Genomic DNA, 20,931 nt, shown 5'->3' on the forward strand with positions numbered 1-20,931 from the left:
CCCGACCGGTATTCCTCCCCTTGAGGCTTGAGAGCGACACCTCTTCGCCCTCGCCCCTCGACGTGTCAGACACTCCTCATTTGACGTCGGCGGCGAGCGCCCGTGCCGTCTTTTCGTCGGTGATGAGCCCGCTCAACAGGCCACTGCCAAGCACGGCGCGAATGGCGGGCGTCTTGATCTTGCCGCCGGCGACCGCCACCGTGCGACGATCCTTCAGGTCGTCGCGGCTGAGCGTGAAGGTGCGGTTCGACAGCGTCGTCTCGATCGGGCGGCCATCCTCATCGAAGAAGTGGCCGAGCAACTCGCCCTTGCCGCCTCCCCTTTGAATTTCCTCGATCTCGCTCATTTCGATCATCCCGGTCGACACCAGCGACGCCTCGCGCTCCGCCGTGCCGATGCCGACCATCAGCAGGTCTGCTGTCTTGGCGAGATCGAAGACCTCGCGCACGCCGCGCTGGCTGAAGAGCACGTCGCGATCCTCGACCGTGTTGGCGAAGAACGGTACGGGCATGACATAGGCCTCGGCACCCGTGCGCTCGGCCAGCCGGTGGATCACGTCATGCGGGTTGGCCGAGAACTTGCGGGTGAGCCCGCCGAGCAGTGAGACGAACCGGGTGTTGTTGCTGGTCGTTCGCGGCAGATATTCGACGCACGCGGCAAGCGTACGGCCATGGCCGACGCCGACGAGCGCGGTCTCGCCGCGTTCGATCTCGCGCTTGAGGAACTGCGCGCCGGATATGCCGAGCGCCTTCAGCGGCAGGTCGTCCGCATCGAAATCCGGAACAACCTCGCAATAGTCGAGGCCGTAGCGCGCCGAGAGCTTCTGCTCCAGCTCGACACATTCCGACACTTCGCCGTCGATATAGACCTTCACCAGGCCTTCCTGGTTGGCCTTCATGATCAGGCGGTGGGCCTTGAGCGATGTCAGCCCCAGCCGTTTGGCGACCTCCGCCTGGGTTAGACCGCCGGCATAGTGCAGCCAAGCCGCCCGCGTCGCCATGCTGGTTTCGTCGTCGCGAAGGTTTGTACCGCCGATGATCGCCATCGTTCCCACCCGATTTTATGTTGCAGTGCCCGATATTTTTTGCACTGCATGATATTTTTATCTCGTTGATGAAAGAAATTTCATGTCGTGAAAAAAATGTCAAGCGAGAACGCGCAAGCGGCAATCACGGTTTGTGGATCGGTGGTCGTAATGAGGAGAAGGGATCGGCGACGAGGGTGCCGCTGGCCGAGAAAAGATGGCAACGAGACTGCTGCCTTCGGCGGACCAATGGAAAGCAGCGGGCGCCGCGAAGCGCCGAATCCCTGTGCCCGCTACAGGGTTGCAACCAACCTAAATCATTGCACTGAAAGCGCTTTTAACGCGACAGACGTCAGGTCTCTGGATTCCGGCACAAGGCGGGAACGAGGGAGAATGGATTGTGCAACACCTCCAAGCCCCCTCTGAAAGGTCTCGTACGCCCCTACTGGCCGAGATTGCGCAGATAGAGCGAGAGAAGCTGCGTCTGCGAGGAGATGCCGAGCTTGCGGTAGACATTGCGGCGGTGAACCTTGACGGTCCCGGTCGAGATGCCGAGCTTCAGCCCGATCGATTCCGACGAATGCCCCTGCAGCACCAGTTCGATGATCGAGGATTCGCGCTCGGTCAGATTGAGATGTTGCCAGACGCCGTCGGCCGGTGGATGCGTGGACTTCCGGCGGCTGCGCCCGGTCTTTGCCAACGCCGCGTCGAACCGGCGCCCGAGATCGGCCCAATGGTGGCGCACCAGTGCCGAGACCAGCGGCTCGGCCTTCTTCAACAGGGCGAATTCTGCAGGACTGAAGGCCCCCGTCGCCTCGCGCCGCATCAGCGACAGCACGATCGTGATCTCGTCGCTGATCGGCACGAAGAACCCGACTTCCTCGGCCAGCCCCGTCTGGACGTAATAGGTCCGGTAATACTCGCTGGAGAAAAACCGGTCCGGCGCCCGCTCGCGCATCCGCCAGACGCCCGGCTTGCCTTCGCAGGCCGCGTGGTAGAACGGGTCGAGCAGATAGGGACCCGCCTGGTAGAGGCTGACGAACAGCACGTGATCCTTGGCATTGAAGGTGCTGTAGAGGTCGATCGGCCGTTCCTTGCCGCGATAGGCGAACACCACCACGTAATCGAATGTCATCAGCGCCGACATCAATTGCCGATAGGCCGAGCCCACGGCCTCGTCGTCCATCGCCGCCCCGTCGACCATGGGCGCCATGACCTGAAATAACCCCTCGAGATCGATGCCCAAACCGCTCTCCCGCCGATCCGGCCCTGTTTAGGGGTATACTCCTCCCACAAGCCATTCTGAGTTAAAATACCTCTCTCGGGGTATATACCGGGACCGGGCGCTTTGACTAGGCTGCCTGTCAATGACGGTGGAACGCAAGGGCATCCGAGCCTTGGCGGTATCCGACAACAACCGCAGGGAACAGACGTGACATCCGCTTCGACGAACGACATCGAGTTCCGTTCGGTCGCCAAACGCTATGGCAGCGTGACCGCCGTTTCGGACATCAACTTCGCGGTGCCCAAGGGCGCCTTCATGGCGCTGCTTGGCCCTTCCGGCTGCGGCAAGACAACCTGCCTGCGCATGATCGGCGGCTTCGAGCAGCCGAGCGAAGGCACTGTCTACATCAGCGGCGAGCCGATGAACGGCGTTGCCGCCTACCGGCGCCCGGTCAACATGGTGTTCCAGCAGTATGCGCTGTTTCCCCATCTCGACGTCGAGCAGAACGTCTCCTACGGCCTGAGGCAGATGCGGCCGCGCATCGCGAGCGCCGAGATTACGCGCCGCGCCCAGGAGGCGCTGGAGATGGTTCGCCTCGGCGGCTTCGGCAAGCGCCGGATCCACGAGATGTCCGGCGGCCAGCAACAGCGCGTGGCGCTTGCCCGCGCCATCGTCAACAAGCCGAAGGTGCTCCTGCTCGACGAGCCGTTGGCAGCGCTCGACAAGAAGCTGCGCACCGCCATGCAGATCGAACTGCAGACGTTGCAGCGAGAGCTCGGCATCACCTTCGTGCTCGTGACCCACGACCAGGAAGAAGCGCTATCGATGAGCGACTTCGTCTGCGTCATGAATGCCGGCCGTATCGTCCAGGTCGGGCCGCCGCAGGAGATATACGACCGCCCGGCAAGCCTGTTCGTCGCCGATTTCGTCGGCAAGACTAACCGGATCGCTGCCACCGTCGACAACGGTGGCGCCTCGCTCGTCTTTGCCGATGGCACCCGGATTGCATCACCCGCCACGACGACGCCGAGCGCCGGTTCAGCCATGGTCGCCCTGCGCCCGGAAGCAATCAGCCTGAAACGCAACGGCGCGGCAGGCACCGCTGCCCTCTCCGGCACCGTCACGCACCGCATTTTCCTCGGATCGTCGGTCGAATACTCCGTCGACGTCGACGGCCTCGGTGATTTCCTCGTTACCGCCGATCGCAGGGCGCTCGGCGACAGCGATCTTGTCGAGCCTGGCGACAAGGTCGGGCTCGCCTTCGATCCCAACGCGCTTCACGTCTTTCCGGCCTGAAATCTCTTCCCGGCCAAGCCGGCCGGGACCTTGCATGAACGTCAAACAATAAAGGGAACAGCGTCATGACCAAATGGTACAGAGAAAATGCCCCGATCACCGCCGAGCAGCTCGCCGACGAACTGATGCGCCTGAAGCGCGGTTCGGTCACCCGCCGTCATTTCCTCGGCGTTACCGGCCTTGGCCTTGCAACCGCAGTGCTGGCGCGCCAGCCCGGCCTGTTCTCCTCGACCGCTTTCGCGCAGGATCTCGGCACCCAGATGTCGATCGCCACCTGGCCGAACTACCATGACCCCGCCACCTTCGAGGCGTTCCAGGCCGCAACCGGCGTTGCCGTCGAGGTCAATGTCTTTGGCTCCAACGAGGAGATGCTGGCGAAACTCCAGGCCGGCGGCACCGGCTGGGACCTGTTCGTGCCGACCAACTACACGATCTCCACCTATGTGAAGCTCGGGCTGATCGACGAACTCGATCTCTCCAAGCTGCCGAACTACGACGCTGCGACCGAGACCGCGCGCTTCACCAACGAGGGCGTCGTCGACGGCAAGACCTATGCCGTGCCGAAGAACTGGGGCACCACCGGCATTGCGCTCAACTCGACCAAGATCAAGACCCCGATCGCCAGCTGGAAGGACTTCTTCGAGGTGGCCATGACCGAGGCTGACGGCCGTGCCATGGTGCACGACTACCAGCTGACCACCATCGGCAATGCGCTGGTGTCGCTCGGCTATTCCTTCAACTCGACCAAGCCGGACGAACTCGCCAAGGCCGAGGAACTCTTGATCAAGGTGAAGCCGCATCTCTACGCCATCAACAGCGATTACCAGCCATCGATGCGCGCGACCGATGCCTGGATGACCATGTGCTGGACCAATGACGGCGCGCAACTCAACCGCGACATGCCGGAAATCCAGTTCGTGCTCGGCAAGGACGGCGGCGAGATCTGGTCGGATTTCTACGCGATCCCGAAGAGTGCCGCCAACAAGGCGGCCGGCTACGCGCTGCTCAACTACCTGATGGCGCCGGAAAACGCAGTCAAGGAACACATCGCCAACGGCGCGCCCACCACCGACAGCCGCGTGCTGAAGCTGCTTCCGGCTGATGTTACCGGCAACAAGATCGTCTATCCGGACGAAGCTTCGCTGACGCCGCTCGAGTTCGGCGCCGCCGTGACGCTGACGGATCCGGGCCGCGCCGAACTGATGGCGCGGTTCAAGTCGGCTTGATCAGCGCCCGGACCGTACTGTCCTCACTTGCGTCGAGAGGGAAGCGCCCCTCATCCGCCTGCCGGCACCTTCTCCCCGTTCTGACGGGGAGAAGGGACAAGTGGCGGGCTCACCGCTCCCTTTCCCGCTGTTCATGCGTGGGACCGGGCGGGCGCCACGAGTCTCCTTCGCCCCGCCTGCGGGGAGAAGGTGGCCGGCAGGCCGGATGAGGGGCTTCCCTCACCGTGTGGATGAGGGGGCTCCCTCGCTGCGCCGATGGGCCCGAAAACACGACTGAAATGCGAACGGATGAGCTTTATGCCTGTGGCAACGAACACGAAGAGAAACCTGGTGACGGCGGCGCTGGTGGCGCCGGCGGCGGCATGGCTGATGATCTTTCTCGTGCTGCCGTTCATCGCCATGCTGGTCTTCGCCTTTGGCGAACGCGCGCCGGAAGGCGGCTATCAGGCAGCCTTCACCTTCGCCCAGTTTGCAAGACTTCCGACGCGGGCGGCCGCCTTCTGGAACACGCTCGTTCTCGCGCCGATCGGCGCGCTCGCCTGCCTGCTCATAGCCTATCCAGTCGCCTATTACCTCGCCGTCAAGGCCAACCCGCGCTACCGGCTGATCCTCGTGTCGCTGGTGGTCGTGCCCTTCTGGACGAGCCTGCTCGTGCGCACCTATGCCTGGATGTACATCCTCGGCTCGCGCGGCATCCCGAACCTCCTGTCGATGATCGGCCTTGAGGATGTGCGGCTGTTGAATACGCCCGGCGCCGTGCTGCTCGGCATCGTCTATGGCTATCTGCCGCTGATGATCATGCCGATCTATGTCAGTCTCGAAAAGCTCGACCGCCGACTGCTCGAAGCCTCCGCCGATCTCGGCGCCAAACCGGTATCGACGTTCTTCGGCGTCACTCTGCCCTTGTCGCTACCGGGCGTGATGACCGGCGTCGCGCTCGTCACCATCCTGCTGCTTGGTGAATACCTGATCCCGCAATTGCTTGGCGGGGGCAAGGTGTTCTTCATCGGCAATGCGCTGGTCGATCTCTTCCTGCAATCGCGAAACTGGCCCTTCGGCTCGGCGATCGCCGTAACGCTGGTGGCCGTGGTCGTGGTGATCCTGATGGTGGCGATGCGCATCGCCTTCAGGGTCGCCGGTACAAGACAAGTGGATCTCGTCTGATGCGCGCCTTCATCTCCTCGGTCTACATCTTCCTTTACGCGCCGATCGCACTCGTCGTCTTGTTCTCGTTCAATGCCGGACGCAGCGCCAGCGAGTTCACCGGGTTTTCGACCGCCTGGTACGGCAAGGCGCTCGGCAATACCTTCCTGGTCTCGGCGCTGCAGAACAGCCTGATGATCGCCTTTACAAGCGCGACGCTCGCGGCAATCTTCGGCACCATGGCCGCACTCGGCATGGAGCGGCTGGCGCCGCGCAACCGCGCGATCTTCGATGCGCTCTTTGCAGCGGCCATCGTCGTTCCCGGCGTCGTCATCGGCATCGCCACGCTGGTGGCACTCGTTGCCGTCTTCTCCTTCGTCAACCCGGCGCTGGCAACGATCTGGCCGGGCGAGCAGCCGCCGCAACTCGGGCTCGGCTATGGTTCCATCATCGCCGCCCACGGCCTTTTCTCGATGGCACTCGTCACCATGATCGTCAAAGCCCGTATCGCCAGCCTCGGGCGCGACATCGTCGAAGCCTCCAGCGATCTCTACGCCACGCCGCTAACCACCTTCCGGCTGATCGTGCTGCCGCAGATCCTGCCGTCGATCCTCGCCGGCTTCCTGCTCGCCTTCACCTTCTCCTTCGACGATTTCATCATCGCCTTCTTCGTCGCCGGCTCGAAGACGACGCTGCCGATCTACGTCTTCGCCTCGATCCGCCGCGGCGTGACGCCCGAGATCAACGCGATCGCGACGCTCGTCCTCGTCGCCTCGCTGCTCCTGATCCTGACCGCCCGCATCCTGATGCGGTATAAAAAACCGAAATCCGGGGAGTGAACAGATGATCCTGAAAGACCGGGTCGCGATCGTGACCGGAGCGGGCTCCGGGATTGGAAAGGCAGGCGCTGCCATCATGGCGCGCGAGGGCGCGCACGTCGTCGTCGTTGACCGCAGCGTCGAGGCCGGCAGCCTGACCGTCGACACCATTCGCGCCATGGGCGGCAAGGCCGAGGCTGTCACGCTCGATGTCACCGACGACGCAGCACTTGCAGACGGCATCGCTGATGTCCTCTATCGCCACGGCCGCATCGATATCCTGCACAACCACGCCGGCGCACAGGTTGCGGGCAGCCTTGAAGACGTGGAGGTCTCCGGCTTCGACCGCTCCTGGAGCCTCAATGTCCGCGCCCATTTCATGGCCGCCCGCCTGGTCGTGCCGTCGATGAAGGCCGCCGGCCGTGGTGTCATCGTCAACACCTCGTCATCGTCAGGCGTGCTCTACGACCGCGAGATGATCGCCTACACCACGACGAAACACGCCGTTATCGCCATGACCAAGCAGATGGCCGGCGATTACGCCCGCCATGGCATCCGCGTCAACGCGCTCTGCCCCGGCTGGGTCGATACCCCCTTCAACGAGCCCTTCATTGCGCAAATGGGCGGCCGCGGCGCGATCGAGGCCTATATCCGCGAAAAGGTGCCGCTCGGCCGCTGGGCGAGCGTCGAGGAGATCGCCGAGTCGGTCCTTTTTCTCGTCTCGGATCGCTCGTCCTACATGACCGGCCAGATCCTGGTGGTCGATGGCGGCGAGACGGTGGTGTGATGGTCAGGTGTGCAGGGATGCAGTACATCCCGCCGCCTCAGGTTGGTGAGTGCCTAGTAGGCCCGCAGCGGTCCCACACCTCCTCGTTCCTGTGCTCGTCACAGGGATCCAGCCACGGCGCGTCCGCGCCGTGAATGACTGTTGCGGGACACGGGGCGAGCGAGTCGCTGGCGCCGCCGACGCGGCCACCGCTGGATCCCTGTGACGAGCACAGGGATGAGGGTCGGCGCGCAGCAAAGGCCCTCACACCTTCACATGCCCGATGCCTTTTGCAGCAATCTCCTCGAAACTCTCCTCGTACCCCGCATCGGCATAGCGGATGACACCGAGCGACGTATCGTTGGTGAGCGCATGGTCGAGCCGCTCGTCGGCCTCGACTGTGCCGTCGGCAATCACCGTCACGCCGCAGCTGGTCATATACCCGGCATAGCCGCCACCGCCGGAATGCACGACAACGAGATCGGCCATCGACGAGCAGAGCAGCATGGCGTCGAGCAACGGCCAGTCAGCGATCGCGTCCGATCCGTCCTTCATCCGCTCGGTCATGATGTTGGGATGCGCCATGGCGCCGGCATCGAGATGGTCGCGCGAAAAGGCGACCGGGCCTTTCAGTTCGCCGGATGCCACCAGCACGTTGACGCGGCGGGCCAGCGCCGTGCGCTCGCCATGGCCGAGCCAGGCGATGCGGGCCGGCAGGCCCTCGAACGGGATATGTTGGCGCGCAAGCCTGATCCAGTTGGTGACGATCTTGTTGTTCGGGAACATGTCGAGGAGCAGGTCGTCGATGCGGGCGATGTCGCTCTCTTCGCCCGACAGCGCCATCCAGCGGAAGGGGCCGATTGCCCGGGCAAAGAGCGGGCGCAGATAGGCCTCGGTGAAGATCGGAATGTCGAAAGCGTTGGCGACGCCACCCTCGCGCGCCTGGGTGCGGATCAGGTTGCCGTTGTCGAAGACCTCAGCGCCTTGTCTCTGGAAGTCAAGCATCGCCTTGACGTGCTCGACGATCGAGGCCCGGCTTGCCGCCATCAACTGTCCCTGACCGTCGTCGCGCAGCGATTTCACCTGATCAATAGTCATGCCCTTCGGCACGTAGCCGTAGACGAGATCGTGCGCGGAAGTCTGGTCGGTCACCACATCGGGCACGATGCCGCGCCGGGCAATCTCCGGATAGATTTCCGCAGCATTGCCGACGAGGCCGACGGACAGCGCCCGCTTGTCCTTCACCGCCGCGTCGATCATCGACAGTGCCGTATCGAGATCCGGCGCGATCTCCTGGAGATAGCCGATCTCCCGGCGCTTCCTGGCCCGCTCCGCATCGATATCGACGCAAAGGATGGCAGCCCCGGCCATGCGGCCGGCAAGCGGCTGCGCCCCGCCCATGCCGCCGAGGCCTGCCGTCAGCACGAAGCGGCCGGCAAGGTCGCCTCCGAAGCGGCGCTCGGCGATGCGCATGAAGATCTCGTAGGTGCCCTGGATCACCCCCTGGCTGCCGATATACTGCCAGGCGCCGGCCGTCAGCCCGCCCCAGCAGATCAGACCCTTGCGCTGCAATTCATAGAACACCTCGGCCTTCGCCCACTGGCCGACGATGTTGCAATTGGCCATGATGACGAGCGGCGCCTTGGCATGAGTCTTGAGCAATCCCACGGGCTTGCCGGACTGGATGATCAGCGTCTGGTCCTCGTCCATCTCGGTCAGCGCCTTGACGATGGCGCGATGCGCCGGCCAGCTGCGCGCCGCCTTGCCGAGCGCGGCATAGACGATGAGATTGTCCGGGTCCTCGCCGACGGAAAGCACGTTTTCGAGCAGCCGCAGCAACGCTTCCTGCCGCCAGCCCTTGGCGCGAAGCTCCGAGCCGCCGGGAATGGGGAAGCCAGGATGACGGGGATTGGCCTTGGGCATCGTTTCGTTCCTCGTTGTTGTCTCGGGGGCGTTTGCCCCAGGCATTCACGGCGACGGGTCGCTGCCCCCTCTCGCTTATGATGGCGGGAGGTCACGCTCCCTTGCATTCGTGGCGCGAAAGTCGCCGGCCCCGACGTTTGTGGTGGCGGGTCGCGACGGCCCCTCACCCTCTCCCCGCTAGCGGGGAGAGGGGATCCGTTGTGTTTGCCGCCCCGGTCACACGCCACCTCGACGTCTCCTCGAATCACAGGGGCGAGTGACGCGCTCGCCCCTGCCTCGCGCACCGCGGATGATAGCTGGCACGTCCCCTCTCCCCGCAAGCGGGGAGAGGGCTAGGGTGAGGGGCAATTCACCACCACATCGGTGATGGGCCGCTCAAACGCACCCGCCTCTCAGAATTCACTTCGGCGGCAACGTCTCCACAAACGCGATGGCACCATCCAGCAATCTCCTACGCAAGGCATCGTCGCCATAAGCTTCCGCCCCGGCGCGCACCCAGCCGTGCATCGCCCGGTCGTTCATCACCATCAGCTCGATATCGGGCAGATCAAGCGCCCACCCGTCATTGCCCTTGCCGAGCCTGACCAGCAGTGATCCTTCGCGCGCGCCCAGGAGCAGGTTGCCGTTGAGCAGAAACGCCCAGCCGCCGAACATCGCCTTTTCCGAAAGCCCCGGTCGACCGGCGAGCTCGTCCTTGATCAGTTCCTCAAGTCCCGCATCCCGTGCCATGACGGCGCTCCCTTGATTACCGCCCGGCGAGCGCGTAGCGGGCAAGCTCGATGCCCATGGCTTTTTCCACCGAAGGATAAACCGTCGGATCGAGAACGCTCGAGGCAAGCGGAATGACGGTCTTCGGCACATGCAGCACGAAGATTTTCATGCCGACATGCAACTGGCCGACACTCAAGGGTTCGCCCTCCGACGACAGTGTGGTGATGACATCGGGGAAGGTCGCCAGCCGCGTGCCTTCCGCAGAGTCAACCGCCATGTATTCGTTCATCACGTGCAATACCGTTGAGTCAGATCCCTTCCCCAGCGTCACCGTGCCAATGTCGAAGGCTTCCTTGGTGTAGACCACAGACTTGTCGGTAATCACCCCTTCGGCAAGCAGCGCGCCCTTGGTCGTCTTGACGATCGCGTCGATGATGGCGCTGCCGCCTTTGGCTTCGGCGGCAATGATCGCTTCACCCAGCGCCAGGGCCAACGAGATACCGCCGAGCGCCGCATTGTCCCTGACATAGGAGGCGCGCACCGGATTGCGGCAGGAGGCGATGAAGCCGCCCGACATGTCCGACGCCGTGCGCAGGATCGGCGACACCTTGGCCGTTGCGCCGCGCACCACCAGCTCGATATAGCGGTTCTCGTCGCGGTTTCCGCCGACCGCAGTCTGGATCATCGGTTCCGGCGAACCGGCAAGGCCGATCGAGCCCATGTCGCCGGTCGGGTGCGCCCGGATGTCGCCGACCGCATCGACCACCTTGGTGCCGAGGATTGCGGATGGCAGCCAGCCGTTCAGCGTCGAGGACTTGCCGTTCTGGCCGATGATCAGACCGGAAAGCTTTTCACCGAGCGCCTCCTGCAGCATTTGCACCGCCTTCACATAGTCGACGCCGCGCATTTCCCAGGGCGTGGTCGATGCCGGTGCGCCGATGGCAGCCGCCGTCGCCACCCAGTCGTTCGCATCCAGTTCGTCGATCGACACCAACTCCGGCTTGCCGATCGAGACCGCGGCATAGCCGAGCATGCGGCCATGATCGGCCCAGCCGCCACCGCCCGCAGCATAGACGGAGCCGCCTTTGACCGCTGCCTCCACATCCTTTTCCTTGAGTATCCGGCCCATCTCAAACCTTCTCCTGCAATTTCTTGTCGAGCGTCTTCACCGCCTCGAAGAGGACGGCGGCGCCGAGCGCGATGTCATCGTTCTCGGCCCACTCCTCGGGGGCATGCGAGCGCCCGCCGAGGCACGGGATGAAGATCATCGCCGAGCGGGTTATACGGCCCATCCAGGCGGTGTCGTGTCCGGCGCCCGATGCCATACGCCGGTGCCGGGCACCGATCCCGTCGCAGCTTTCTTCCAGCGTCGACAGCAACAGCGCATCGCCGGGCGTTGGGTGATTGTCGGAAATCACATTGGCAGGCGCGATCGTCACGCCGGCATCGCCGGCGACATCGAGGCAAAGTGGCCCGAGCTCCGCGAGGAACCGTTCCATCTGCGGCCGCAACTCGGCGCGGGCGTCGATCAGCAACCGCACCTTCGACGGCACCACATTGGCTGCGTTCGGCTCGATCGAGAACTCGCCGACCGTCGCGGTGAAATGCCCCTCGCCCCTGGAAAACTCTGTCGCCAGCGCCTCGATCGCGAGCACCAGCCGCGAGGCCGCAACCAGCGCGTCACGCCGGTGGCCCATCGGCGTCGTGCCGGCGTGGTCCGCCTGGCCCTCGACGATGATCTCGATGCGGGTGATGCCGGAGATGGCCGTGACCACGCCGATATCAAGCCGCCCGGTCTCCAGCACCGGCCCCTGCTCGATATGCAGCTCCAGAAACGCCTTGATGTCGGAGCGTTTCAGCGCTGACAGCCGTGACGGATCGCCACCGACTTCGACGATGCCCTGCCGCAGGCTCAATTCACCCTGCACCCGGCTCAGCCAGCCATCCGGCAGGATGCCGGCCATGCCGCGGCTGCCGACGCAGGAAACACCGAAGATCGACACTTCCTCCGCCAGGAAGTCGACGATCTCCAGGTCGTGGTCGAGTTCGATGCCGGCGTCTGTCAATGCGCGCGCCACCTCGAGGGCCGCGGCAACGCCGGCGATGCCGTCGAAGCGCCCGCCCTCCGGCACCGTGTCGGAATGAGAGCCGAGCATCAGCGTACCCAATGCCGATTTCCGCCCCTTGCGCCGGCCGATGAGATTGCCGGCCGCATCGATGCGGGTTTCGAGCCCGGCCGCGCGGAAGCGGCGATCGAGGAACGCCCGGCCCTCCAGGAACAGCGGCGTGAAGGCGCGACGGGTATAGGGGCGGTCCGGCTCGGTAATGCCGGCGAGCCCGTTGACGATGCCGGCGATCCGGTTGGCGTCCACCGGCAGATTGGTCTTGACGTTGGTTGTCATCGGGCCTCCTGCAGGGCCAGGGTCTGAAGCGGACGAACAAAGGCGCCGGTGCCGGGTTTGGCGACGACGGTGCGTCCATCGAAGACAAGCGCACCGCGCAGATAGGTGGCAGACACCCGCCAGGGCAGCCGGATGCCGTTATAGGGCGACCATCCCACGACATTGTTGCCGCTCGCTGCCGCATCGTAGACATAGGGCTCCGGCGTCATGACGATGATGTCGGCATCCTTGCCGGCTTCGAGCGCGCCCTTGCAATGGTCGAGCCGGAAATGCCGCGCCGGGTTCAGCGTCATCAGCTCGGCCGCCCGCGTCAACGGAATGCCGCGCTCCAGCGCGCCCTTGACGAACAGCGGCACCATCACTTCGAGGCCCGGCACGCCGGAGGCGTTGGCGAGCATATCAGGATTGGTCTTGCGATCCTCGGACCAGCTCACATGATCGGTCGAAACCATCGTCACCGTGCCGTCAGCCACATGCCGCCAAAGCTTTTCCACCTCGGCGCGCGGGCGGATCGGCGGGTTGATCTTGGCCTTGCCGCCGAGGCGGCGAACGTCGTTCTCTTCATCCAGCGTCAGATAGTGGATGCAGCACTCGATCGTCGCCGCATGGCCTTGAGCGCGGTAGGCGGCGGCGATCTCGTAGCCGCGCCCGAGCGAGCAATGCACCACATGCGCCGGGCATCCGGTCGCAGCCCCGGTCTCGTAAATCTGGTTGGTGGCAAGCAACTCCGTCAGCGGCGGGCGCGACAGGCCGTGGGCGCGATAGTCGGCAATGCCAGCGGCCCTCACGCGCTCGATCGCAGCGCGCACCGCCTCGTCATCCTCATTGTGCACGCCTGCGGCCAGTCCCGTCGGCGCGATGGCGCGAAAGCAATCCTCGAGCAGGGCTGCCGGAATGCGCGGAAAGCGCTTGGGATCGGTGCCGAAGGTGGAGAACTTGAAGGCGGCAACGCCGGCCTCGACCATTTCGAGGATGCGGGCCGGTCCCTCCTCGGGATCGACGGTGCCGTAGAGTGCGAAGTCGACGCGCGCCTGCGGGCTCGCATGCTCCACCTTGTAGGCAACCGCCTCGGCCGAGCAGACGAGATTGCCCTCGTCATAGGGCATGTCGACAATCGTCGTCACGCCCCCGGCCGCAGCCGACCGTGTCGACCAGACGAAATCCTCCTGGTTCTTCTGCGACAGCGAATGCACCTGCGCATCAACGGCGCCGGGCAGGATCATCGCGGTCCCGAGATCGTGGCGCTCGCGGGCTGCGGGTGCCACCCCCTGCCCGACATGCACGACCTTGCCGTCGCGCACCGCCACATGTCCACCCTCGACGATCCGGTGCGGAAGGACCACGGTGCCTTTCAGGACAAGATCGAAATCGGACATCGTGCTCTTCCCTCGGATCAGGCTGGTTGGATCAGTGCTCGGTCACTTGCTCAGCGCAAAGAAGTCGTCGAACTCCGGCATCGGCGCCATGGCGACGAAGGTGCGCAAGAGGTCATGGCAGGTGAAGGCCTGCTGTAGCGCCTCGATCTCCTTCGAAAGCGGCCTGTCCTTGATGTACATCGGGCTGATCGACCGGGTGCGCTCATGCGCAAGCTTGACGATCCCCTGCGGCGCATCGCCGACAAGATCGATTGCCTGCGACGACAGGATCGCCTCGATCGCCGCCAGCTGTCGGAGATCGCGCACCTGGGTTTCCATGCGTTCGACGATCAGAGGCAGGAACGTCGCCTCTTCTTCCAGCCCGCCGGCAACGACGATCGACTGGGCAGAGAGCGGTACCGCCATCGACTGCACGCGCATGTAGAGTTCGACGGCAAGCTTCATCAGCGGGCCGAGACCAGTCGCGACTTCCCCCGGTGCCACCAGATTGACCGACAGGTTGCGGCGCCCGCCGTTCGACAGGAGGATGCAGCGATTGAGCACGTTGCGCGCCACATGCGAAAAGGCGATCTGCGCCGTCTCGACATAGAGCGTCGTCGTCAGGGGCAGCGACGCGCCCGAGGCATGCACCTGGCCGCCGAGCACCACCGGATTGTCGTCGGAAAGATAGGTCGCCTCGACCAGCCGGCCGGCGGCGACCAGCAGCGTATCGACGACGGCGCCGAACACCTGGGCAGTCATGCGCAGGCTCAAGGGATCGTGGATCGCCGTCGGCAACGGCCAGTCGGCAACGCCGGACTGGCCGTAGAGCCAGGAGCCGACCAGCGCCTCGCCGCGTGTCGACAGCGTCGCTGCCACCCGCCACGGATCGGCAGAGGCGCCGAGCGCCTGGGAGGACATGACACCGGTGACGAGCAAAACGCGAATGGCCGCTGCCGCCTCGCGCAACACGTCACCTGCTGCCGAATAGGCGATTGCGTTGACGCTGAGGGCGGCCAGCGCATCGCGCGGCCGCATCACCAGGGGACTGAGCCCGGCATCGGCAAGGGCTGTTTCGGCCGGCACCAGCCGGCCACGATGATAGGCTTCGCCGACCCCAGTCAACACGGCGGCAATCTGCCCCATCAGGCCGATATCGGCGCAGCCCATCGAGCCGTGGCGACGCACCGCCGGAATGATGTCGTGTTCGATGAGGGCGAGGAAAGCGGTGATCAGGTCGGGGCTGCAGCCGGTATGCCCGCGCATCGCGGTGTTGCAGCGGATGGCGATCGCCTTGCGCACGATCGGCACCGTGAAGAACTCGCCGGTGCCGAAATGGTGGGCGCGCACCAGCGAAGTGTTGAACTCGGCCAGATCGTCCGCCGTCCACAACCGGTCCTTCATCGAGCCGACGCCGGTGTTGGAGCCGTAAACCGGCAGGCCGAGCGCGACGCGATCGGCAATCACCTTATGGGCAGCCGCGACCCGCTCCATGCCGCCCTCGTCCGCAACAGGCCGCGCCGCCCCGGAGCCGATTTCCTCGAGCGTCGCGAAGTCGAGCGGTTTCCCGCAGAGAACGATGGACTTGACCTGTTGCAGCATGCCTAGAGAACCTTACCACGCGAGCCGCCCCGACGTCGAAACGATGCGTGGATGCAAAGACTTGATCCTATCCCGCCCCGTTGGGCGAGGGATCGCCTGCAGGCATGCTATGCGTTTTGTTCGCTCTCGTGATATATCCCAAATCCGGAACGGCTGATGCCTAAAGCCGAACGTGGTTCGGGTGGCGCTAGCGGCGGAGAACCCTTTGCGATGGATATTGCCACGATCCTGCTCGTCGAGGCCCTGATGAACGAAGGCGGCATCCGGCGCGCTGCCGCCTCGACCAAACGTGCACCCTCGAGTGTCAGCGCCGCCGTTCGCCGCTTCGAGCAGGCCGTTTCGATCCCGCTCTTTCGTCGCGATGGCAACCTCCTGGCGCTCACCCTCGAGGCCCGCTCGCGCCAGGCCGATGTGGCGGCGGCGAGCACCACCATCCGGGCACTGCTCGCCACCGCCAACACCGAACCGACAGCGGCAATCCCGCCTGTCGGCCTCGTCGCGCTCGATCGGTTCGTGCGCATCGCTCGCGCCGGCAGCATCCGAGCTGCCGCCCGCGTCCTCGGCCTAGGCCAGCCACAGCTGACGCGACAGATCGCCGATCTCGAACACCATCTGCAATGCCGGCTGTTCGAGCGCTCCCATGGCGGCATCGCCTGCACGAAGGCCGCTCTCGACCTCATCCCCGACGTCGAACGCCTGCTCGACATCTGGGCGCGGTTGACGCGCGCGTCTGCCGACCGCTTCCGGCGCGACGTCACCACCTGGCGCCTCGGCGCCGTAATGCCGCTCGGGCCGGAAAGCGAGATCGCCCGCATGCTGGCGGCATTGACGGCCACCTGGCACCGCTCCCGCCCGCGCCAGTCGCTGTTCATTTCCAGCACCACCGCCGATGAGCTTCTGGCCGGCCTCAAGAGCCGGCGCTTCGACGCAGCCCTGCTCGACATCGCCGGCATCCCCCCCGATTTCGACGGCCGGCTCGTCACAGAGACACCGCTGGTGCTTGCCGGCCCGGCGCCGGCCTTGTCCGATATGGGTGGCGATTTCCCGCGGCTGCTCGCCACCTGCCCGATCGCCGTGCCGAGCGCACGCAGCGGTCTGCGCCGCGAGGTCACGCGCTTTCTCGAAGACAGGTTGAGCGATGCGGAGCGGCGCCGGGTGACGTTGGTCGAGGTCGATTCCATCCCCGTCATCATCAACCTGGTCACGCATCACGGCTATCTCTCGGTGCTGCCGGAAACCTCCCTGTCGCGCATCCACCGTCCACCCGCGATGATCAGGCTCGGGCCCCAATACCGCCAGTCGCTGACGCTGATCTGGCCGCGTGGCGCCTTTTCCAGCGAGGTCGGCGAGCTGATGATTTCGATGATGCGAACAAGCGCGCAGACGTGACGGCGTGCGGTGTCACGCAGGGTTCAGCACAAAATTTCGCGAACTCGGGTTCTCCATCCCTCATTCCTGTGACGAGCACAGGAATGAGGGATGGAGAACCCATCGTCGACGAAGGCAGGCCCAATGACTGAAGCAACGGCTTTGGAATCAATTCCTGATCATCCGCGGCCAACCACCTGAAACGACTCCCGAATTCGTACCCTGAATCAGTACTTGAAGTGCGCTTTCAGCCCTTCAGCTTCAGTCGCCTGCGCGTCTCGCTCGGGCTTTCGCGATAATGGGCACGATAGCTGCGCGAGAAGGACGACGACGAGTTGAAGCCGGAGATCGCGGCGATATCGGCAAATTCCATGCGCGTCTCGATCACCTTGCGCCGTGCAGCGTTGAGCCGCAGCGCCAGGTAATGCTCGTGCGGCCCCACCCCCATTGTGTCGCGAAACAGGTCCTGCAGGTGACGGACGCTGACGCCGATGCGGCGGGCGAGACGCGCGAGTGTCAGCGGCGCTTCCACTGTTTCTTCCATGAGCTTGACGGCAGTGCCGACGCGGGGGTCGAGAATGCGCATGTTGCCGATTGCCGGCATCTGCAAGAGGTCGCCGCGCGTGCGCTCCTGCTCGTAGATGAACAGTCGCGACACTTCGAGCGCCAGCGAGTAGCCGTGCGCCCGGCGGATCAACTCCAGCATCAGGTCGAGCGTCGGCAGCGATCCTCCCGTCGTGATGCGCTTGCCGTCGATGACGAAGCGTTCGGGCACCATCGTCACCTGCGGATAGCTGGCGGTAAAATCCTCGAAGTCTTCCCAGTGGGTGGTGGCCTTCGAACTGTCGAGCAAGCTGGTTTCTGCCAGCAGCCACGAGCCGGACTCGATGCCCGCCATCATCTCACGGTGCCGGGCCGTTTGCGACAGCATCATCTTCAGCTGCGAGGTGGCGCTCCTCTGCCAGTTGTAGCTTGAGAGAATGAACAGTGGCGCCGTCTCGCGCTGCGGCCGGAAGGCGCCGGAGACGGGAATAGGAATGCCGCTTTTTGTCTCGATCGGCTCGCCGTCAGGGCTGTAGATCGTCCAGTCATAGAGCGGCCGCCCTGCGATGCGGTTGGCGGCGCGCATCGGCTCGATAACCGAGGCAACCAGGATCAGATTGGTCTCCGGCAGCACCAGGATATCGACGTGCTGCACCTGCGAAACGTTCTGATCCATGCCCAAACTTCTCCAGCCTACCGCCGATAATGTATAGGATGGAACCGATAATGAAAAGCAGCGCGCTCTTTCTTGGCTCGTAATGAGGGCAATAAAAGGGAGACAGCAATGCCGCTCAGCATGAACCGCGAGGTATTCATCACCTGTGCCGTCACCGGCTCGGGAGACACCGTTTCAAAGTCCAGCCACGTTCCGATCACGCCGAAACAGATCGCCGAAGCGGCGGTCGAGGCAGCCAAGGCCGGCGCCGCCGTGATCCACTGCCACGTTCGCGATCCGGAGACCGGCGCACCCTCCCGCAGGCTCGATCTCTACAGGGAAGTCACCGACCGTATTCGCTCCGCCGATATCGACATCGTGCTGAACCTGACGGCCGGCATGGGCGGCGACCTGGTGTTCGGCAATGTCGAGAGCCCCTTGCCCGTCAACGAGAAATTCACAGACATGGCCGGCGCCACCGAGCGTGTCGCCCATGTGGCCGACTGCCTGCCGGAGATCTGCACGCTCGATTGCGGCACCATGAACTTCTCGCTCGGCGACTACGTCATGACCAACACGCCGTCGATGCTGCGCGAAATGGCCCGCCAGATGACGGCGCTCGGCGTTCGGCCTGAAATCGAGGCCTTCGATACGGGCCATCTCTGGTTCGCCAAGCAGCTCGCCGAGGAAGGCCTGATCGAGGATCCGGTGCTGATCCAGCTCTGCATGGGCATTCCGTGGGGTGCGCCCGACGATCTCAACACCTACATGGCCATGGTCAACAACGTGCCTTCCAACTGGACCTTCTCGGCCTTCTCCATCGGTCGCAACGCGGTTGCCTATCCGGCAGCAGCCGTCCTTGCCGGCGGCAACGTTCGCGTCGGCCTCGAAGACAACCTCTATATCGGCAAGGGCCAGCTCGCCACCAACGGCCAGCTCGTCGAAAAGGCTGTCGGCGTCATCGAGGGCATGGGCGCCAAGATCATCGGGCCGGATGAAGTCCGCAAGAAACTGAAGCTGACGAAGCGCTGAGCCTGCCGCGACCCCTCATCCGCGCGGTGAGGGAGGCCCCTCATCCGCCTGCCGGCACCTTCTCCCCGCAGGACGGGAAGAAGGCCGAAGGCGCACAGTCCCCTCCCCACCGGAGCGGGGACAGGGTCAGGTCAAGAGCAGTTTGCCATTTTACAAGTCGAGGTGAGGAATGACTGAAATCAAGAATGCAGCCTGCGTTGGTGGCGGTGTTATCGGCGGCGCCTGGGTGGCGCGCTTCGCCCTTGCCGGCATCGACGTGAAGATCTTCGATCCGCATCCGGAAGCCGAGCGCATCATCGGCGAAGTCATGGCCAATGCCGAGCGCGCCTATGCCATGCTGACCATGGCGCCGCTGCCGCCGAAGGGAAAACTCACCTTCTGCAAAAGCATCGAAGAAACCGTCAAGGACGCTGATTGGATTCAGGAAAGCGTGCCCGAGCGGCTCGAGCTCAAGCGTGGCGTGATCACGCAGATCGATGCGGCGGCAAGGCCCGACGCGCTGATCGGTTCGTCGACCTCGGGCCTGCTGCCCTCCGACCTGCAAGCCGAGATGAAACATCCCGAGCGCATGTTCGTGGCGCATCCCTATAACCCCGTCTACCTGCTGCCGTTGGTCGAACTCGTCGGCGGCAAGAAGACCTCGAAGGCGACGATCGAGCGCGCCATGCAGGGCGTCGAGCAGATCGGCATGAAGGGCGTCGTCATCGCCAAGGAGATCGAGGCCTTCGTCGGTGACCGCCTGCTGGAAGCGCTGTGGCGCGAGGCGCTGTGGCTGATCCAGGACGATATCTGCGATACCGAGACGCTCGACAACGTCATGCGCTATTCCTTCGGCATGCGCTGGGCGCAGATGGGCCTGTTCGAGACCTACCGCATTGCCGGCGGCGAAGCCGGCATGCGCCACTTCCTCGCCCAGTTCGGACCCTGCCTGAAATGGCCCTGGACCAAGTTCACCGACGTCGTCGACCTCGACGATGCACTGGTGGAGAAGATCGGCGCCCAGTCGGACGCGCAGGCCGCCGGCCGCTCCATCCGCGAGCTTGAGCGCATCCGCGACGAAAACCTCGTCGGCATCATGCACGCGCTGAAATCGGGCAATGGCGGCGAAGGCTGGGGGGCCGGCAAGCTGCTCGCCGATTTCGAGGCGAAGCTCTGGGCCAACGCCAAGAAACCTGAAGCCGATCTCGGCGACGTCAAGCCGCTGCACATTCTCGACACCAAGGTCAGCGCCGCCTGGGTCGACTACAACGGCCACATGACCGAACACCGCTATCTCCAGGTCTTCGGCGACACCTCGGATGGCCTCTTGCGCCTGATCGGCGTCGACCTCGAATACGTCCGCGACGGCCACAGCTACTATACGGTCGAGACCCATATCCGTAATCTCGGCGAGGCCAAGCTTGGGGACGCGCTCTACTCGACCTGCCAGCTCCTGTCCTCGGACGAAAAGCGCCTGCATCTGTTCTCGACGATCTACAATGCCGAAACGAAGGAAGCGGTCGCGACTGCCGAGCAGATGATGCTGCATGTCGACAGCAAGGCCGGCAAGTCGGTCGCAGCGCCTGCCAAGGTCCTCGACAAGCTGAAGGCGATCACCGAGGCGCATGCCGGCTTGCCGACACCCGAAGGCGTCGGACGGTTTGTCGGGCAGAAGCGCTGAGATTGGGCCTCCACCTTCGGAGGGATCGCGGGTAACGTCGGGTCAAGCCCCTCATCCCGCTGCCGCGACCTTCTCCCCGTAGACGGGGAGAAGGGATCTGCCGCAACCGCTGGCTCCTTCAAAGGTCGCAGCGGTTCTGGTGGCCGCAGCGATGAGCTGCGCGAGAGGCGTCCCCTCTCCCC

General features: G+C 64.4%; 17 protein-coding genes. 8 read left to right on the forward strand and 9 right to left on the reverse strand.

Annotation, left to right across the window (positions count from 1 at the left end):
• Positions 1-76: 76 nt before the first annotated feature.
• Complete coding sequence (locus AC07UR_RS12875; protein ID WP_173420666.1) at positions 77-1,045, reverse strand: sugar-binding transcriptional regulator; 969 nt, start codon at positions 1,043-1,045, stop codon at positions 77-79.
• Between the two features lie 421 nt (positions 1,046-1,466).
• A complete protein-coding gene (locus AC07UR_RS12880; protein ID WP_209790670.1) occupies positions 1,467-2,270 on the reverse strand; it encodes a helix-turn-helix transcriptional regulator in 804 nt (267 codons plus the stop codon).
• A gap of 186 nt (positions 2,271-2,456) precedes the next feature.
• On the opposite strand from AC07UR_RS12880, the gene AC07UR_RS12885 reads away from it, so the two are divergent.
• From AC07UR_RS12885 to AC07UR_RS12905, 5 genes are all read left to right on the forward strand, one after another.
• The gene (locus AC07UR_RS12885; RefSeq protein ID WP_209790669.1) at positions 2,457-3,545 is read left to right on the forward strand and encodes an ABC transporter ATP-binding protein; all 1,089 of its coding nucleotides are present in this window, start codon (positions 2,457-2,459) and stop codon (positions 3,543-3,545) included.
• A 65-nt stretch (positions 3,546-3,610) separates the two neighbouring features.
• Positions 3,611-4,771 carry a polyamine ABC transporter substrate-binding protein gene (locus tag AC07UR_RS12890; protein ID WP_209790668.1) on the forward strand — a complete coding sequence of 387 codons (1,161 nt, stop codon included), beginning with the start codon at positions 3,611-3,613 and terminating at the stop codon, positions 4,769-4,771.
• A gap of 297 nt (positions 4,772-5,068) precedes the next feature.
• Positions 5,069-5,935: an ABC transporter permease gene (locus AC07UR_RS12895; protein WP_209790667.1), complete on the forward strand. Its 867-nt coding sequence runs from the start codon at positions 5,069-5,071 to the stop codon at positions 5,933-5,935.
• On the forward strand, positions 5,935-6,753 hold the full coding sequence (locus tag AC07UR_RS12900; RefSeq protein ID WP_209790666.1) for an ABC transporter permease: 819 nt from the start codon (positions 5,935-5,937) through the stop codon (positions 6,751-6,753). Before AC07UR_RS12895 ends, AC07UR_RS12900 begins: the two co-directional genes overlap by 1 nt.
• A 4-nt stretch (positions 6,754-6,757) precedes the next feature.
• Positions 6,758-7,519 carry an SDR family NAD(P)-dependent oxidoreductase gene (locus AC07UR_RS12905; protein ID WP_173420672.1) on the forward strand — a complete coding sequence of 254 codons (762 nt, stop codon included), beginning with the start codon at positions 6,758-6,760 and terminating at the stop codon, positions 7,517-7,519.
• Positions 7,520-7,762: 243 nt separating this feature from the next.
• On the opposite strand, the gene ertB is transcribed toward AC07UR_RS12905, so the two are convergent.
• From ertB to AC07UR_RS12935, 6 genes are all read right to left on the reverse strand, one after another.
• Positions 7,763-9,421, reverse strand: coding sequence for a thiourocanate hydratase (gene ertB / locus AC07UR_RS12910; RefSeq protein ID WP_209790665.1), 1,659 nt, complete (start codon positions 9,419-9,421; stop codon positions 7,763-7,765).
• A 399-nt stretch (positions 9,422-9,820) separates the two neighbouring features.
• A complete protein-coding gene (locus tag AC07UR_RS12915; protein WP_209790664.1) occupies positions 9,821-10,150 on the reverse strand; it encodes a TfoX/Sxy family protein in 330 nt (109 codons plus the stop codon).
• A 16-nt stretch (positions 10,151-10,166) separates the two neighbouring features.
• A complete protein-coding gene (gene ertC, locus AC07UR_RS12920; protein ID WP_209790663.1) occupies positions 10,167-11,261 on the reverse strand; it encodes a thiohydantoin desulfurase in 1,095 nt (364 codons plus the stop codon).
• A 1-nt stretch (position 11,262) separates the two neighbouring features.
• Positions 11,263-12,534 (reverse strand): Zn-dependent hydrolase, encoded by a 1,272-nt coding sequence (locus AC07UR_RS12925; RefSeq protein WP_209790662.1) that lies wholly within the window; start codon positions 12,532-12,534, stop codon positions 11,263-11,265.
• Positions 12,531-13,910: a hydantoin-5-propionate amidohydrolase gene (gene ertD / locus AC07UR_RS12930; RefSeq protein ID WP_209790661.1), complete on the reverse strand. Its 1,380-nt coding sequence runs from the start codon at positions 13,908-13,910 to the stop codon at positions 12,531-12,533. The genes AC07UR_RS12925 and ertD overlap by 4 nt, the downstream gene beginning before the upstream one ends.
• A 42-nt stretch (positions 13,911-13,952) precedes the next feature.
• Positions 13,953-15,491, reverse strand: a complete 1,539-nt coding sequence (locus AC07UR_RS12935; protein ID WP_209790660.1) for an aromatic amino acid lyase — start codon at positions 15,489-15,491, stop codon at positions 13,953-13,955.
• 156 nt (positions 15,492-15,647) lie between these two features.
• Between AC07UR_RS12935 and AC07UR_RS12940 the strand changes: the two genes are divergently transcribed.
• Positions 15,648-16,880 carry a LysR family transcriptional regulator gene (locus tag AC07UR_RS12940; protein ID WP_209790659.1) on the forward strand — a complete coding sequence of 411 codons (1,233 nt, stop codon included), beginning with the start codon at positions 15,648-15,650 and terminating at the stop codon, positions 16,878-16,880.
• Positions 16,881-17,106: 226 nt separating this feature from the next.
• On the opposite strand, the gene AC07UR_RS12945 is transcribed toward AC07UR_RS12940, so the two are convergent.
• The gene (locus AC07UR_RS12945; RefSeq protein ID WP_173420680.1) at positions 17,107-18,078 is read right to left on the reverse strand and encodes a GlxA family transcriptional regulator; all 972 of its coding nucleotides are present in this window, start codon (positions 18,076-18,078) and stop codon (positions 17,107-17,109) included.
• Between the two features lie 108 nt (positions 18,079-18,186).
• On the opposite strand from AC07UR_RS12945, the gene bcoG reads away from it, so the two are divergent.
• Together bcoG and AC07UR_RS12955 are read left to right on the forward strand one after the other, a co-directional pair.
• Complete coding sequence (gene bcoG, locus AC07UR_RS12950; protein ID WP_209790658.1) at positions 18,187-19,089, forward strand: 3-dehydrocarnitine:acetyl-CoA trimethylamine transferase BcoG; 903 nt, start codon at positions 18,187-18,189, stop codon at positions 19,087-19,089.
• A gap of 169 nt (positions 19,090-19,258) precedes the next feature.
• On the forward strand, positions 19,259-20,749 hold the full coding sequence (locus AC07UR_RS12955) for a carnitine 3-dehydrogenase (protein ID WP_209790657.1): 1,491 nt from the start codon (positions 19,259-19,261) through the stop codon (positions 20,747-20,749).
• Positions 20,750-20,931: the final 182 nt, after the last annotated feature.

Source organism: Ensifer sp. GW821-FHT05G01, from assembly GCF_059419585.1.

Excerpts from the sequence above, each read along its gene's own strand:
- ertC (WP_209790663.1), bottom strand. The coding sequence starts at position 11,261 with ATGGGCCGGATACTCAAGGAAAAGGATGTGGAGGCAGCGGTCAAAGGC.
- AC07UR_RS12900 (WP_209790666.1), top strand. The coding sequence starts at position 5,935 with ATGCGCGCCTTCATCTCCTCGGTCTACATCTTCCTTTACGCGCCGATC.
- AC07UR_RS12915 (WP_209790664.1), bottom strand. The coding sequence starts at position 10,150 with ATGGCACGGGATGCGGGACTTGAGGAACTGATCAAGGACGAGCTCGCC.
- AC07UR_RS12895 (WP_209790667.1), top strand. The coding sequence starts at position 5,069 with ATGCCTGTGGCAACGAACACGAAGAGAAACCTGGTGACGGCGGCGCTG.
- AC07UR_RS12925 (WP_209790662.1), bottom strand. The coding sequence starts at position 12,534 with ATGACAACCAACGTCAAGACCAATCTGCCGGTGGACGCCAACCGGATC.
- AC07UR_RS12935 (WP_209790660.1), bottom strand. The coding sequence starts at position 15,491 with ATGCTGCAACAGGTCAAGTCCATCGTTCTCTGCGGGAAACCGCTCGAC.
- AC07UR_RS12955 (WP_209790657.1), top strand. The coding sequence starts at position 19,259 with ATGACTGAAATCAAGAATGCAGCCTGCGTTGGTGGCGGTGTTATCGGC.
- AC07UR_RS12945 (WP_173420680.1), bottom strand. The coding sequence starts at position 18,078 with ATGGATCAGAACGTTTCGCAGGTGCAGCACGTCGATATCCTGGTGCTG.
- AC07UR_RS12890 (WP_209790668.1), top strand. The coding sequence starts at position 3,611 with ATGACCAAATGGTACAGAGAAAATGCCCCGATCACCGCCGAGCAGCTC.
- bcoG (WP_209790658.1), top strand. The coding sequence starts at position 18,187 with ATGCCGCTCAGCATGAACCGCGAGGTATTCATCACCTGTGCCGTCACC.
- AC07UR_RS12875 (WP_173420666.1), bottom strand. The coding sequence starts at position 1,045 with ATGGCGATCATCGGCGGTACAAACCTTCGCGACGACGAAACCAGCATG.
- AC07UR_RS12940 (WP_209790659.1), top strand. The coding sequence starts at position 15,648 with ATGCCTAAAGCCGAACGTGGTTCGGGTGGCGCTAGCGGCGGAGAACCC.
- AC07UR_RS12905 (WP_173420672.1), top strand. The coding sequence starts at position 6,758 with ATGATCCTGAAAGACCGGGTCGCGATCGTGACCGGAGCGGGCTCCGGG.
- ertD (WP_209790661.1), bottom strand. The coding sequence starts at position 13,910 with ATGTCCGATTTCGATCTTGTCCTGAAAGGCACCGTGGTCCTTCCGCAC.
- ertB (WP_209790665.1), bottom strand. The coding sequence starts at position 9,421 with ATGCCCAAGGCCAATCCCCGTCATCCTGGCTTCCCCATTCCCGGCGGC.